This is a genomic window from Acidovorax sp. GW823-FHT05D11, from assembly GCF_058795695.1.
This window is the reverse complement of record NZ_CM179502.1, coordinates 3212608-3227298: the sequence shown is the minus strand read 5'-3', so window position 1 is coordinate 3227298 and position 14691 is coordinate 3212608. Positions and strand designations below refer to the sequence as shown.

Genomic DNA, 14691 nt, shown 5'->3' with positions numbered 1-14691 from the left:
GCCGCCATTTCAGGTGCGAGAGCAGGGCCTCATGCCCTGAACCAGATCTTGAGGGCCACGTACATCGTGTAGCCCAGGGCCAGCACCATCCACACCACAAAAAACAGGTTGGCCCAGTACTGGCCGGAATGCTCTGCCAAGGTGTAGATCTGGCCTGCGCAGCCTTTCCCGACGCACGGAATCTTGCCCAGCACCAGGGCGCGCAGGGCCTCGAACAACAGATAACACGCCACACCGCCGATGAGCAAAAAACCGACGGCCCCGACAGGCGGCTTGGTGAACTCATCGTTCTCGTCGCGCAGGCCCTTGTCGAGCAGTTTCTGTCCATACCTGTACCAGGCGTATCCGACCAGGAGCATCAGGGCGTAGTAAGTGGCGGTGAGCATGCGTCAACTCGTCGTTGCTGGAAGGGAAACAATGCGGCTTCGCAAGGATGGTATCCGAGACATCCTCATTCCCCGGCGGCCCCCGCTGCGTGTCCGCTGCCCGCGCGGCGCCTCGGCGTCACATGCGCGACCCGGCATCAGTGGCATCCCCAATGCCACGCGGGTGCAGGGCCTCTAGGCTGCGGGTTCAAAGGAACCGAATCACCCATGCGCCCTCACTACAAGTTCTGGCCCCAGCGTCTGCCCCGCTCCATCACCCTGCCGTCCACCTCGCTGTGGGACAACCTGGCCATCAGTGCCCGCCGGTATCCGGACAAGACGGCCCTGGTGTTCTTTGGTGCTTCGCTGAGCTACCGCGCCCTGCTCGAAGGCGCCGAGCGCCTGGCGGCGAAACTGGTGGCCCTGGGGGTGCAGCGTGGCGACCGCGTGGTGCTGTGCATGCAGAACTGCCCGCAACTGGTGATGGCGCACTTCGCCATCCTGCGTGCCAATGCGGTGGTGGTGCCGGTCAACCCGATGAACCGGGCGGAAGAACTCAAGCACTACATCACCGATCCCGACACCCGGGTGGCCTTCACCACGGGCGACCTGGCTCCGGAGATGGCCAAGGCAAGCAACGCGCTGCCAGCGGGCGAACGCCTGGCACACCTGGTGGTGACGCAATTCACGGATGCGTTCGATGCGCAGGTGACGGGCACGGATGCGCCGCCCGAGGCCTGGCGGGAGTGGCTGGGCACGCGCCACCCGCTGCCTGCCCTGGAGGGCGGCCAGGCCCATGCCTGGACGGACGCCCTGGCCTGCGCGGAGGCCCCCCCGGAGCTGGTGGTCGGGCCAGACGACCTGGCGCTGCTGCCCTACACCAGCGGCACCACGGGCCTGCCCAAGGGCTGCATGCACCTGCACCGCAGCATCATGCACAACGCGGCGGCTGGCGCCCTGTGGGGCACGGGTTCGGTGGACAACGTGACGCTGGCCGTGGTGCCCATGTTCCACATCACCGGCATGGTGAGCGTGATGCACACCGCCATCTACTGCGCCGCCACCCTGGTCATCATGCCCCGCTGGGAGCGCGACCTGGCCGGGCGCCTCATCTCGCGCTACCAGGTCACCAACTGGACCAACATCCCCACCATGGTCATCGACCTGCTGGGCAGCCCGAACTTCGCAAGCTACGACCTCTCCAGCCTGGTCTACATTGGCGGCGGCGGCGCGGCGATGCCGCAGGCCGTGGCGCAGCGTTTGCTCGAACAGTACGGACTGCGCTACTCGGAGGGCTACGGCCTCACCGAAACGGCCGCGCCCTCGCACTCGAACCCGCCCGACCGCCCCAAGCAGCAGTGTCTGGGCATCCCGTTCATGAGCACCGATGCGCGGGTGGTCGATCCCGACACGCTGCAGGAAGTGCCCGTCGGCGAACAGGGTGAGATCATCATCCATGGCCCCGAGGTGTTCGAGGGCTACTGGAAGCGCCCGGATGCCACCGCCTCGGCCTTCATCGAGTTCGAGGGCAAGCGCTTCTTCCGCTCGGGCGACCTGGGCCGCATGGACGAGGACGGCTACTTCTTCCTGACCGACCGCTTGAAGCGCATGATCAACGCGAGCGGCTTCAAGGTCTGGCCGGCGGAGGTCGAGGCGCTGATGTTCCGCCACCCCGCCATCCAGGAGGCCTGCATCATCTCCGCGAAGGACAGCTACCGGGGCGAGACCGTGAAGGCCGTGGTGGTGCTGCGCGCATCGCACAAGGACACCACCGAACAGCAGATCATCGACTGGTGCCGCGAGAACATGGCGGTGTACAAGGTGCCGCGCATCGTGCAGTTCGTGAACGCACTGCCCAAGAGCGGCAGCGGCAAGGTGATGTGGAGGCAGCTGCAGGAGCTGGAAGCGGGCTGAAAAAAAAAGTAGCCCGCACGGGGGCGGGCTAAATCATTGCATCACTCGCACAGGGAGGGGCGAAACCGCCAGGGATTTGACGGTAGGTGCATCCTAGGTCCGATTCTGGCCGCCCGCCCGCCCGTGTGCGGCGCAACCGTGAAATAAGTCCGGTTTGGATGGGGCAGCGACCCTTGCCAGGGTCAGAGCCTCAAAAAGGCTCGGGGTCAGCGGTGCTGGAGCCGCCAGCAGGCGCGGGTGGGGCTCAGATGCCCACGATCGCGGCGGCCAGCGCCACGGCGATCAGCTGGATCCCGAAGAAAATCACGACGATTGGCATGGCCATCCCCTTTGATGAAGCCAGGATGCTAGGTGTGCGTACTCCAGGCCGGGGTGCGACAACAGCGAAGGACCGCGTAGGCGGTTTCCTACGGTAAGACCGGTATGGATGGTGCGGGATTTGTTACAAAAATCCGAATGGCAACAATATCGGCAGGGGTTTACGCGGCTGCCAGCGGGGCGCCCAGCCGCGCTGGTGCTTCATTTGGGGCCCCTGGCTGCCGGGCCCGCAAGGTTGTAGCTTCGTGTATCAATCCTTGAACCCGGGGGGCTCGCGCCGCACAATGTTCCTTCACTCACGCCGGAGGCCGCCATGCCAATGGAGTATCTAAGGGAGCTGGAGCGCGATGCGCTTCCCCTGATTGAATCGGACGTGGTCAACATCGACAAGCTGCGCGTGTTGCGTGCGGCCGGTATGGTGGAAGTGCAGCTCCCGCCCGTCGATTCGCCACAGCAGAAGGCGCAGGTGCTGTACATCACCGGCCTGGGTTGCGCGACGCTCAGAGCCTATCGATCCCGCGTGAGGGCGCCCCGCCCGGAGGCGCACACCGATCTGGAGGCTTCATACGACTGATGGGCCGTGCCACGTATCCGGCCTCATGCCCGTAAACCCCGCTCGGAGTCACTGTCCTACAAATTGATGCGCCGCACCAGAAGTGCCGCGGCCGCGCTGCGTAAATACGATGGGCCATCCGTATTTACTGGCACGGCCAGGTGAAAGGCGCATATGAGCAGTTGGTACAAATTGGCACTCGGCAATGATGATCAGGCCTTTGAGCCCACGCTGCGCATCCAGCAGATGTTCATGTCGAAGTTCCTGATGTGCCCCCCGGGGTCCGGCAGGGCGCTCTTTTCCTGCTATGACAAGGAAAAGGACAATCTCTGGCTCTATTTCTCTCCCGCCGCCCAAGACATAGCCTTGCGCGTCTATGCCGAGCCCTGCGATCCGCCGACGGCCCTGGACTGCATCGGCCTTCTGGCGGGCGAGGGCGATGCCCTGGGGATCGGGGAATCCCCGCTGCTGGCAAAGGCCGCCTGACGGCGCCCAGGGCTTTGCGATCCTGCCGGCGGGGCGGCGCCCGCATCCACGTCAGTGTTGTCCTACACCTGTCTTCACGGGGTTCCGACATGCGTGTGTTCGGGCCCATGCCTCAATCACCACGGGGCCAGTGCGGCGCCCGTGCGAGGAGTTCAGCATGTTTTCTTTCGATCCCCCATCCCATCATCTGGAAGCGTGGCCAGAAGCGCCTGCCTTGCAAATGGGGCAGCCGATGGAGCGGGTTTTCCAGCGCCAGCAAACCGACGATCTCGCGCCTTGGCGGGGAGACAGCCATGGCATGGAGCGGGAATTACAGTTTGCAGACCTGGAATACCGCGAACCCCAGGCGATGGGTTGACGACAGGCCTGAGTGCGCCCCGGGTGCGTGCAGCGAGAAACCATGCGCGTGTTGACACTGCACATTCGGCCCGAGGGCGCCGCGCAATACCTGGCCCGGGTGTTTGACGGAAAGGTCCTGGTCGGCACCCCCACCCTGCATGCCGAAATTGACGAGGCCATCGAGGCCTACGGCCACGCCGACGGGTTCCCCGGCGTGACGGCCTTCAACATCTGGTATGGCGGGGGCAGCGTGGGCACGGTTCCGCTCATCCAGATGCGCACTGACGCCGTGGAGCTGTCAAACCGGCTGGTGGTGCTGTCCGCCGTCCTGCGCTGAGATTCCGCCTGTCTCGATCTGGCTGCTGCACCCCACCTGCGGGCGCGGCTTGAAGCGCTCCAAAAGGACCTGGGCCTTTGCCAACACCTTATCCCGCGAAACAAAATGAAATAAACCGAAACTGCGTCGAGACCACTCCCGAAGCACCTGCCGGCACCATCAGGGCCATGTTCAACACCGTCCCGAAAGGACTGATCATGAAACCCTGGATCAAGAGAACGCTGGTAGGAATCTTTGGCGCATCCATCATGGTAGGTGGTCTGACGGCCTGTTCCAGTGGAGCCCACCGCCACGGGCCCATGAGCCCGGAGAAAATGGCGGAGGTGCGCGCCAAGGTGGTCGACCGGGTCAGCGGCAAGCTGGACCTGAACGATGCACAGAAGCAAAAGCTCAATGTGCTGGCGGACAGGATGGAGGCACAGCGCACGGCCTTCCTGGGCAAGACAGCCGATCCGCGCGCGGAAGTGCAGGCCATCGTCGCGGGCGACAAGTTCGACCGTGCACGCGCGCAGAGCCTGCTGGAGGAGAAGACCCGCGCGGTACAGGCGAACAGTCCTGAAGTGATCAATGCGCTGGCGGACTTCTACGACAGCCTGAATCCGGACCAGCAGCAGAAGGTGCGCGAGCTGATGCAGCGGCGCAGGGGCTGGATGGCGCGCGGCTGAGGCAGGAGCATTTTCCATGTCACCGATGCTGGATCCCATCCACCACTTGACGCAGGAAGTGCGCATGCACGGCCCTGTGCTGCTGGCAGGCATGCCCGAGCCCCATGACGAGTTGATGTCGCTGGTATGGGGGCCGCGCTTTGACAGGGAGCATGCGCTCGGGCTCGTGGCGCGCCAGCCCGCTGCCGCCGCGCCCGCCCTGCCTGCGCTGCTCGCGGCCGCGGACGCCTTCGATGCGCTGCACCTGCCTGCGCAGCACCGCCTGCGGGAGCTCATCCGGCGGCACCGCGCATTGCTTGCTCCGCCGGTGGCCGGCAGCGGCCTGCCAATGTAAGAATCGCGCATGCACCGCATCCTGCTCATTGACGACGACGCCCAGCTGGGTCCGCCGCTTGCCATCTATTTCCAGCGTTTCGAGCTGGAGCTGGTCCATGCGCTCAAGCCCAGCGAAGGCCTGGCCCGGCTCGGGGCGGGCGGCTTTGATGCCGCCATCCTTGATGTCATGCTGCCCGAGATGGACGGCTTTGAACTGTGCCGCACCATCCGCAAGCAGGGGGACCTGCCCATCGTGATGCTCACGGCCAGGGGTGAGGTGATGGACCGCGTGGTGGGCCTGGAGCTGGGTGCCGACGACTACCTGCCCAAGCCTTTCGAGCCGCGCGAGCTGGTGGCCCGGCTGCAGACCGTGCTGCGCCGCAGCCGCGCGCCGGGGCAGGGCGGCGATTCGGGGACGCTGGAGTTTGAAGGCCTCAGCATTGATGCCGCGCGCCGCAGCGTGCTGCGACAAGGGGGCATCGTCGAGCTGACCGGCACCGAATTCGACCTGCTGCATCTGCTGGCACGCGAACCGGGCAAGGTGTTCAGCCGCGATGACATCCTGAACCAGTTGCGCGGGCACGAGGCCGAGCTGTACACCCGCGCCGTCGATATCGTGGTGAGCCGCCTGCGCAAGAAGCTGGAACCGCTCGACTGCATCAAGACCTTGCGCAACGCGGGCTACTCGCTGGCCCTGCGGCGGGCGGCGCCATGAGGTTCTGGCGGCGTTCGCGCCCTGGCGAGGGGGCCGAAGACGGGCACGATTGCCCCTGGCACCGCCGCGCGCGGCGCGCGGTCGGGTATTCGCTGCGCATCCGGCTGGTGCTGGTGTTCATGGCGCTCGCGGTGACGGTGGCCGTCACCTTCATGGGCGGAGTGCAAAAGGCGGTGTCCGTGGGCTGGCGCGAGGCGGCCAGGCCCCTGCTGATGGACTACGTGGACCGCCTCGCGGACGAGATCGGCAGCCCGCCCAGCATCGAGCGGGCGAAGGCCATCGCCAGCCGGTTGCCGGTCACGCTGCGCATTGACGGGCCGGTGGTCCACTGGGAATCCCACCCCGATCAGCCGCGCAGCGACTGGATGAGCGACAAGTTCCAGCGCGAGGAGCACTGGAACGGCCATGGCAGCGACGACCAGGGCCGCCGGCTCCTGCAGCGCACCACGGCGGACGGACACAGCATCGAGTTCGGGCTCAATGCGCTGTCCTGGGAAAAGCGCCCGCGCATTGCGTGGGGCACGCTCACGGTGCTGTTGCTGCTCACCGCGCTGGCCTATGTGTACGTGCGGCATCTGCTGCGCCCGCTCGACGACATCCGCCGGGGCGCGCAGCGGTTTGGCGAAGGCAATTTCGCCCAGGCGATCCCCGTGCGGCATGCCCACCGGCCCGACGAGCTGGGGCAACTGGCGGCCACCATCAATACCATGGGGGATGACATCCACCAGATGCTGGAGGCCAAGCGGGCCCTGCTGCTGGCCATGAGCCATGAATTGCGCAGCCCCCTGACCCGCGCCCGCCTGAACACCGAGCTGCTGCCCGAGACCGCCGACGTGCAGGCCCAGCGGCAGGCCCTGATGCGCGACTTGAGTGAAATGGCCGGACTCATCACCGACCTGCTCGAAAGCGAGCGCCTGGCTGGACGCCACGCCGCCCTGCACCGCGAGCCCGTGGACCTGGCTGCGCTGGCGCGGGAGGTGGTGGCCGAACTCGGCGGCCGCCATGCCGGCGCGGCGGGGATCACCCTCCATGCACAGCAGGGCATGCCGCCGCTGTCACTTGACCGCTCCCGCATGCGCCTGCTGCTGCGCAACCTGCTGGACAACAGCCTGCGCCACAGCAGCGATCCGGCCGCGCCGCCGCCCGAGTTGCATCTGCGCCTCGCGGCGCAGACGCTCGAACTGGAGGTGCGCGACCACGGACCGGGTGTTCCCCCAGAGCACCTGCCGCACCTGGCGCAGGCGTTCTACCGACCCGACACGGCGCGGCAGCGCACCACCGGCGGCGTGGGCCTGGGCCTGTACCTGTGCCGGCTGGTGGCACAGGCGCACGGCGGCACGCTGCAGATGCGCAACGCCGGGCCCGGCCTTTCGGTCACGGTGCGCCTGCCGATCGTCGCCTGAGCTGGGTGCCCCGCGGTCCCCCGGCCTGCCGAGGGCGCCGCACTGCACCGCGATGGTGCGTTGGCGTGGCGCGGTGTTTTTCTTCGTACGATTTCGCGAAGCGCGAAATGGATGCCAGACCGGCGTTGGCATACACCTGCCATGGATGGTTTGCTATCAATTTCTGATTTTCCCCTGCGGTCGCCGGCGTGGGGTACTTACGTTGGCCTCATTCTTGCTCAGACTGGCTACCGGCCCCTTTTGGGGACTCTTTAGCGTTTACCCTGTATATACAGGTATGCTGCGGCTGTCATCATGGCGGCTGGAATGCGGGTGCGACCCGGCCGGGATGGGCTAAGGTACTTTCTTCAAACAGGAGCAGATGATGACTCGATCGGTTGTGAAATGGACGTCGCTGGCAGCGGCAACGGCATGCGTGATGGCCCTGGCCGCCCCGGCCCAGGCGCAGGAAACCAAGATTGTGCTGGGCATGTCCGGCTGGACGGGTTTCGCGCCGCTCACCCTGGCCGACAAGGCGGGCATCTTCAAGAAGAACGGCCTGGATGTGGAGATCAAGATGATCCCGCAGAAGGACCGCCACCTGGCCCTGGCCTCCAAGTCCATCCAGTGCGCTGCCACCACCGTCGAGACGCATGTGGCCTGGAACGCCAACGGCGTGCCCATCGTGCAGATCTTCCAGATGGACAAGTCCTACGGCGCCGACGGCATTGCGGTGCGGGGCGACATCAAGGGCTTTGCCGACTTGAAGGGCAAGACCATCGGCGTGGATGCTCCCGGCACCGCCCCGTACTTCGGCCTGGCCTGGATGCTCAGCAAGAACGGCATGAGCCTCAAGGACGTGAAGACCACCACGCTGTCGCCCCAGGCGGCCGCGCAGGCCTTCGTGGCCGGCCAGAACGATGCCGCCATGACGTACGAGCCCTATCTTTCCACCGTGCGCGACAACCCTGCCGCCGGCAAGATCCTGGCCACCACGCTCGACTACCCCATGGTGATGGACACCGTCGGCTGCGACCCCACCTGGCTCAAGGCCAATGGCAAGGCCGCGCAGGCCCTGGCCAATTCGTACTTCCAGGCGCTCGACATGATCAAGGCCGACCCCACCAAGTCCAACGAGATCATGGGCGCGGCCGTCAAGCAGACGGGCGAGCAGTTCGCCAAGTCGTCGTCCTTCCTGCGCTGGCAGGACAAGGCCGCCAACCAGAAGTTCTTCGCGGGCGAGCTGACCACGTTCATGAAGGATGCCACCGGCATCCTGCTGGAGGCCGGCATCATCCGCAAGGCGCCTGAAGATCTGGCCGCCACCTTCGACGCGAGCTTCATCAAGTAACAACTGAGTTTTCCCGAGCCAAAGAAGAGCGCGCCATGTCTGCAGTGCAACCCCTGTCCGTTACCGAGTCCCGCGCTCCCGTGCGCCGGCGCTCGCTGGCTCCCCTGGAGCCCGTGAGCAGCCGTGCCCGCTGGATGCTGGGGCTGGCCTTCTTCGTCGTGTTCGTGGCGGTGTGGGCGTTCTTCACGCTGGGCGGCTTCGTGTCGCCCACCTTCCTGGCCAGCCCCATCACCATGGCCAAGGAAGGCTGGCTGCTGTTCACCGAATACGGCTTCATCAAGGACATCGGCATGACCATCTGGCGCGTGGTCGGTGGCTTTGTGCTGGCCGCGGTGATCGCCGTGCCCCTGGGCATTGCCATGGGCGCCTACAAGGGCATCGAGGCGTTCTTCGAGCCCTTCGTCTCGTTCTGCCGCTACCTGCCCGCGTCGGCCTTCATTCCGCTGCTCATCCTGTGGGCCGGCATTGGCGAGACGCAGAAAATCCTGGTCATCTTCATCGGCTCGGTCTTCCAGATCACGCTGATGGTGGCCGTGACCGTGGGGGGCGCCCGGCGCGACCTCGTGGAGGCCGCCTACACGCTGGGCGCCGGCCACAAGGGCATCGTGACGCGCGTGCTCATCCCGGGCGCTGCGCCCGAGATCGCCGAGACCCTGCGCCTGGTGCTGGGCTGGGCCTGGACCTACGTGATCGTGGCCGAGCTGATCGGTTCTTCGAGCGGTATCGGCCACATGATCACCGACAGCCAGTCGCTGCTCAATACCGGCCAGATCATCTTCGGCATCATCATCATCGGCCTCATCGGGCTGGTGTCCGACTTCGCCTTCAAGGCGCTCAACCACCGTCTGTTTGCCTGGAGTTTTGTGCGATGAGCCGCGTATCCATCCAAGCCGTTTCGCGCGTCTTCGAGACCGCCAAGGGCCAGCGCACGCAGGCGCTGCAGCCGGTCGACTTCGAAGTGCGGGACAACGACTTCGTCACCATCCTGGGCCCCTCGGGTTGCGGCAAGTCCACGCTGCTGCGCATCGTCGCGGGGCTGGACCACGCCACCAGCGGCCGCGTGCTGCTCGACGGCGCGCCCGTGGAAGGCCCGGGCGCCGAGCGCGGCATGGTGTTCCAGAGCTACACGCTGTTCCCCTGGCTCACCATCGAGCAGAACATCCGCTTCGGCCTGCGCGAGCGCGGCATGCCCGAAGCCCAGCAGAAGGAACGCGCCGCGTACTTCATCGCCAAGGTGGGCCTGCGCGGCTTCGAGCAGCACTTTCCCAAGCAGCTGTCGGGCGGCATGCAGCAGCGCACCGCGATTGCGCGTGCGCTGGCCAACGACCCCAAGATCCTGCTGATGGACGAGCCCTTCGGCGCGCTCGACAACCAGACCCGCGTGCTCATGCAGGAGCTGCTGCTGAGCATCTGGGAGGCCGAGCGCAAGACCGTGCTTTTCGTCACCCACGACATCGACGAGGCCATCTTCATGGCCAACCGCGTGGCCGTGTTCAGCGCGCGGCCCGGCCGCATCAAGACCGAGTTGGCGGTGGACCTGCCGCACCCGCGCCATTACACGATCAAGACCAGCCCCGAGTTCATGGACCTCAAGGCGCGCCTGACGGAAGAGATCCGCGCCGAATCCATGGCGGCCGACCTGCACTGAACGCCTTGGTCCCATGAGCGCCCGTCCTTCCCGCCGTCCCGCAGCAGCTGCCCCGCGCAGCGCGCCGCTTGCCGCTCCAGCCAGGGCGGTGGCGGCCGTGGCGGCGCCCGCGCAGGCGATGGCGCTGTACGAGCAGATCAAGGACCATATCTCGCGCAAGATCCAGGAAGGCATCTGGCGCGCGGGCGACCGCCTGCCGTCCGAGAACGAGCTGGTCACCCAGTTCGGCATCTCGCGCATGACGGTGAACCGCGCGCTGCGCGAACTGGTGGAGCAGGGCCGCATTGTGCGCGTGGCCGGCGTGGGCAGCTTCGTGGCGGAAGACAAGCCACAGTCCACGTTGCTGCAGATCGCCAACCTCGCGAGCGAAATCCGCCAGCGGGGGCACGACTACCGCTGCGACGTGCTGGCCGTGGAGCGCATCTCGGCCACGCTCGAAGTGGCGGCAGCGCTGGACCTGCGCACGGGGGAGTCGGTGTTCCACTCGCTGTGCGTCCACCGCGAGGACGGCCTGCCCGTGCAGCTGGAAGACCGCCACGTGAATCCGCGCCAGGTGCCCCAGTTCGCCGCGCAGGACTTCACGCTGCTGCAGCCCTCCGAATACCTGGTGCGCAACGTGCCGTTCGACCAGATCGAGCACGTGGTCGATGCCGTCATGCCCACCGCCGAGCAGGCCACGCTGCTGGAGATGTCGCCGCAGGAGCCCTGCCTGCTGCTCACCCGCCGCACCTGGTCGCGCGGGATTCCCATCACCGTGGTGCGTTGTTTGCACCCCGCGACCCGCTACCGCCTGGGCAGCCGCTTTAGAGCCGACGGCAACCCGGTCGCTGGTTGAACGCTTGCCTGAAGGGCCCGATTTTTTTACGCTTGTACCTACTTGTATATACAGGATCAATGCCATGACAAAAACCACCACTTCCTCCCTGATCTTGCATCCCGGCCGGGTCACGCTGGCTGAATTGCGCAGCATCCACGCCGCGCCCGTGCAGCTGTCGCTGGACCCGTCCGCGCGTGCCCTCATGCAGGCGTCGCTGGCCACGGTGCAGCGCATCGTGGATGAAGACCAGGTGGTCTATGGCATCAACACCGGCTTCGGCAAGCTCGCCAGCACCAAGATCGCCCACGAGCGCCTCGCCGAGCTGCAGCGCAACCTGGTGCTGTCCCACAGCGTGGGCACGGGCGATGCGCTGCCCGATCCCGTGGTGCGCCTCATCCTGGCCACCAAGGCCATCAGCCTGGCGCGTGGGCATTCGGGCATCCGTCCCGAGATCGTGGATGCGCTGCTGGCCATGGCCAACGCCAACGTGCTGCCCGTGATTCCGGCCAAGGGTTCGGTGGGCGCGTCGGGCGACCTGGCGCCGCTGGCCCACCTGGCCTGCGTGCTGATCGGCGAAGGGCAGGCCAAGGTCGATGGCGCGGTGGTGTCTGGGGCCGAGGCCATGCGCTCCATCGGCCTTGCGCCGTTCGTGCTGGGCCCCAAGGAAGGGCTGGCGCTGCTCAACGGCACGCAGGTATCCACCTCGCTCGCGCTGGCGGGGCTGTTCGGCGCGGAGAGCGTTTTCGCCGCCGCGCTGGTCGCAGGCTGCCTGTCGCTCGAGGCCATCAAGGGCTCGGTCAAGCCGTTTGACGCACGCATCCACGAGGCGCGCGGCCAGGCGGGGCAGATCGCCGTGGCGGCCGCCGTGCGCGCATTGCTGGATGGCAGCGCCATCGACCCTTCGCATCCCCACTGCGGCCGCGTGCAGGACCCGTACTCCATCCGCTGCGTGCCGCAGGTGATGGGCGCGTGCCTCGATAACCTGCACCACGCCGCGCGCGTGCTGGCCATCGAGGCGAACGCCGCGTCCGACAACCCCCTGGTATTCGACAACGGCGACGTGATCTCGGGCGGCAACTTCCACGCCGAGCCCGTGGCCTTCGTGGCGGACATCATCGCGCTGGCCGTGGCCGAGATCGGCGCCATCTCCGAGCGCCGACTGTCGCTGCTGCTCGACCCCGGCCTGTCGGGCCTGCCGGCCTTCCTGATCCGCGACAGCGGCGTGAACTCGGGCTTCATGATCGCCCAGGTCACCGCCGCCGCGCTGGCGGCCGAGAACCAGTGCCTGGCCAACCCCAGCAGCGTGACCAGCCTGCCCACGTCTGCCAACCAGGAAGACCACGTTTCCATGGCCACCTACGGCGCACGCCGCCTGGGCGACATGGTGCGCAATGTGGCGGTGATGGTGGGCATCGAGGCCATGGCCGCCGCGCAGGGCATGGAGTTCGACCGCAGCCTGAAATCTTCTGTGCTCATCGAAGACCAGTTCGCTGCCATCCGCCAGCGCGTGGCCTACCTGGAGCAAGACCGCTTCCTGGCCACCGACATCGAATCCATGCGCGAATGGGCCTCGGAGACGCCATGGCCCGCGCCGCTGCTGCAGTGCCTGCCCAGCCATTCCTGATTTTTTCCTTTCTTTCTCTCTTTGCCACGCCACCCATTCACAGGAGCCCACCATGAACGCCAACGACGCCATCATTGCAGCCGCTTCCAACACCGATCCCCGCCACGACGCCAGCCGCGTGATCCGCGCGCCGCGCGGCAGCCAGCTCACCTGCAAGAGCTGGCTCACCGAAGCCGCCTACCGCATGATCCAGAACAACCTGGACGCCGAAGTCGCCGAGCGCCCGCAGGACCTGGTGGTGTACGGCGGCATCGGCCGCGCCGCGCGCAACTGGGAGTGCTATGACCAGATCCTCGCCTCGCTCAAGGACCTGAACGACGACGAAACCCTGCTCATCCAGTCCGGCAAGCCCGTGGGCGTGTTCAAGACCCACGCCAACGCGCCCCGCGTGCTGCTGGCCAATTCCAACCTGGTCCCCAAGTGGGCCAACTGGGAGCACTTCAGCGAGCTGGACCAGAAGGGCCTGTTCATGTACGGCCAGATGACCGCCGGCAGCTGGATCTACATCGGCACCCAAGGCATCGTGCAAGGCACCTACGAGACCTTTGCCGAGGCCGGCCGCAAACACTATGGCGGTTCGCTGGAAGGCAAGTGGATTTTGACCGCGGGCCTGGGCGGCATGGGTGGCGCGCAGCCGCTGGCGGCCACGTTTGCGGGCGCGGTGTCGCTCAACATCGAATGCCAGCAAAGCAGCATCGACTTTCGCCTGCGCACGCGCTATGTGGACAAGCAGGCGCGCGACATCGACCACGCCATCGAGCTCATTCAGCAGCACACGGCGGCCGGGGAGGCCATCTCCATCGCTCTGCTGGGCAATGCGGCCGACGTGCTGCCTGAACTGGTGAAGCGCGCCCAGGCGGGTGGGTTGAAGCCCGACCTCGTCACCGACCAGACCTCCGCCCACGACCTCGTCAACGGCTACTTGCCCGCAGGTTGGACGGTGGCCCAGTGGCGCGCCGCGCAGCAGGATGTGACGCAGCACGAGGTGCTGAAGAAGGCCGCTGCCAAGTCCTGCGCCGTGCATGTGCAGGCCATGCTCGACTTCCAGCACATGGGCATCCCGGTGGTGGACTACGGCAACAACATTCGCCAGGTGGCGTTCGACGAGGGCGTGAAAAACGCGTTCGACTTCCCCGGCTTTGTGCCCGCGTACATCCGCCCCCTGTTCTGCGAAGGCAAGGGCCCGTTCCGCTGGGTGGCGCTGTCGGGTGACCCGGAAGACATCCGCAAGACCGACGCCAAGATCAAGGAGCTGTTCCCGGAGAACAAGCACGTGCACCGCTGGCTCGACATGGCGGGCGAGCGCATCGCCTTCCAGGGCCTGCCCGCGCGCATCTGCTGGCTGGGCCTGGGCGAACGCCACATCGCGGGCCTGGCCTTCAACGAGATGGTGAAGAGCGGCGAGCTGAAGGCGCCCATCGTGATCGGCCGCGACCACCTCGATACCGGCAGCGTGGCCAGTCCCAATCGCGAGACCGAAGGCATGAAGGATGGCACCGACGCCGTGAGCGACTGGCCGCTGCTTAACGCCTTGCTCAATACCTCGGGCGGCGCCACCTGGGTCAGCCTGCACCACGGCGGCGGCGTGGGCATGGGCTACTCGCAGCACTCGGGCATGGTCATCGTGGCCGATGGCACCGATGCGGCGGCCGAGCGCCTGGCGCGCGTGCTGGTCAATGACTGCGGCAGCGGCGTGATGCGCCATGCCGACGCAGGCTACGAACTGGCCGTGGAAACGGCGAAGAAGCAGGGCCTGAAGCTGCCCATGGTGAAGTGAAACAGCGTCGGCAAGGAGGTGTGACAGGGATGTGAAAAAAGGGAACGGCATTCCCATTCGGTGGGAATGTTGGGTTTGAATGCCG

General features: G+C 66.3%; 16 protein-coding genes. 15 read left to right on the top strand and 1 reads right to left on the bottom strand.

What is annotated here, in order from left to right; translation table 11 throughout:
* Positions 1 to 29 precede the first annotated feature (29 nt).
* Positions 30 to 386 (bottom strand): hypothetical protein, encoded by a 357-nt coding sequence (locus AC3RCE_RS15005; RefSeq protein ID WP_492253358.1) that lies wholly within the window; start codon positions 384 to 386, stop codon positions 30 to 32.
* Between the two features lie 207 nt (positions 387 to 593).
* Between AC3RCE_RS15005 and AC3RCE_RS15000 the strand changes: the two genes are divergently transcribed.
* The 15 genes from AC3RCE_RS15000 to hutU all read left to right on the top strand — a co-directional run bounded on the left by AC3RCE_RS15000 (position 594) and on the right by hutU (position 14606).
* Complete coding sequence (locus AC3RCE_RS15000) at positions 594 to 2279, top strand: long-chain fatty acid--CoA ligase (protein WP_492253357.1); 1686 nt, start codon at positions 594 to 596, stop codon at positions 2277 to 2279.
* 631 nt (positions 2280 to 2910) lie between these two features.
* Positions 2911 to 3171 carry a hypothetical protein gene (locus tag AC3RCE_RS14995; protein ID WP_218294721.1) on the top strand — a complete coding sequence of 87 codons (261 nt, stop codon included), beginning with the start codon at positions 2911 to 2913 and terminating at the stop codon, positions 3169 to 3171.
* 153 nt (positions 3172 to 3324) lie between these two features.
* Positions 3325 to 3636 (top strand): hypothetical protein, encoded by a 312-nt coding sequence (locus tag AC3RCE_RS14990; RefSeq protein WP_218294722.1) that lies wholly within the window; start codon positions 3325 to 3327, stop codon positions 3634 to 3636.
* A 157-nt stretch (positions 3637 to 3793) separates the two neighbouring features.
* Complete coding sequence (locus AC3RCE_RS14985) at positions 3794 to 3994, top strand: hypothetical protein (protein WP_218294723.1); 201 nt, start codon at positions 3794 to 3796, stop codon at positions 3992 to 3994.
* Between the two features lie 42 nt (positions 3995 to 4036).
* Complete coding sequence (locus AC3RCE_RS14980) at positions 4037 to 4312, top strand: hypothetical protein (RefSeq protein WP_369642651.1); 276 nt, start codon at positions 4037 to 4039, stop codon at positions 4310 to 4312.
* Between the two features lie 197 nt (positions 4313 to 4509).
* Positions 4510 to 4977: a Spy/CpxP family protein refolding chaperone gene (locus tag AC3RCE_RS14975; protein ID WP_218294725.1), complete on the top strand. Its 468-nt coding sequence runs from the start codon at positions 4510 to 4512 to the stop codon at positions 4975 to 4977.
* Between the two features lie 16 nt (positions 4978 to 4993).
* The gene (locus tag AC3RCE_RS14970; RefSeq protein ID WP_218294726.1) at positions 4994 to 5311 is read left to right on the top strand and encodes a hypothetical protein; all 318 of its coding nucleotides are present in this window, start codon (positions 4994 to 4996) and stop codon (positions 5309 to 5311) included.
* A 9-nt stretch (positions 5312 to 5320) separates the two neighbouring features.
* Positions 5321 to 6007, top strand: a complete 687-nt coding sequence (locus AC3RCE_RS14965) for a response regulator transcription factor (RefSeq protein WP_218341080.1) — start codon at positions 5321 to 5323, stop codon at positions 6005 to 6007.
* Complete coding sequence (locus tag AC3RCE_RS14960; RefSeq protein ID WP_218294728.1) at positions 6004 to 7410, top strand: sensor histidine kinase; 1407 nt, start codon at positions 6004 to 6006, stop codon at positions 7408 to 7410. The genes AC3RCE_RS14965 and AC3RCE_RS14960 overlap by 4 nt, the downstream gene beginning before the upstream one ends.
* Before the next feature lie 364 nt (positions 7411 to 7774).
* The gene (locus AC3RCE_RS14955) at positions 7775 to 8740 is read left to right on the top strand and encodes an ABC transporter substrate-binding protein (RefSeq protein WP_218294729.1); all 966 of its coding nucleotides are present in this window, start codon (positions 7775 to 7777) and stop codon (positions 8738 to 8740) included.
* Positions 8741 to 8775: 35 nt separating this feature from the next.
* Positions 8776 to 9612 (top strand): ABC transporter permease, encoded by an 837-nt coding sequence (locus AC3RCE_RS14950; protein WP_492253356.1) that lies wholly within the window; start codon positions 8776 to 8778, stop codon positions 9610 to 9612.
* Positions 9609 to 10388, top strand: a complete 780-nt coding sequence (locus AC3RCE_RS14945) for an ABC transporter ATP-binding protein (protein WP_492245386.1) — start codon at positions 9609 to 9611, stop codon at positions 10386 to 10388. The genes AC3RCE_RS14950 and AC3RCE_RS14945 overlap by 4 nt, the downstream gene beginning before the upstream one ends.
* 13 nt (positions 10389 to 10401) lie before the next feature.
* Positions 10402 to 11223, top strand: a complete 822-nt coding sequence (hutC, locus tag AC3RCE_RS14940) for a histidine utilization transcriptional repressor HutC (RefSeq protein WP_218294732.1) — start codon at positions 10402 to 10404, stop codon at positions 11221 to 11223.
* Positions 11224 to 11287: 64 nt separating this feature from the next.
* Positions 11288 to 12829, top strand: coding sequence for a histidine ammonia-lyase (hutH, locus tag AC3RCE_RS14935; protein WP_492253355.1), 1542 nt, complete (start codon positions 11288 to 11290; stop codon positions 12827 to 12829).
* A gap of 52 nt (positions 12830 to 12881) precedes the next feature.
* Positions 12882 to 14606 (top strand): urocanate hydratase, encoded by a 1725-nt coding sequence (gene hutU / locus AC3RCE_RS14930; RefSeq protein WP_492253354.1) that lies wholly within the window; start codon positions 12882 to 12884, stop codon positions 14604 to 14606.
* The last annotated feature ends 85 nt before the right edge of the window (positions 14607 to 14691 follow it).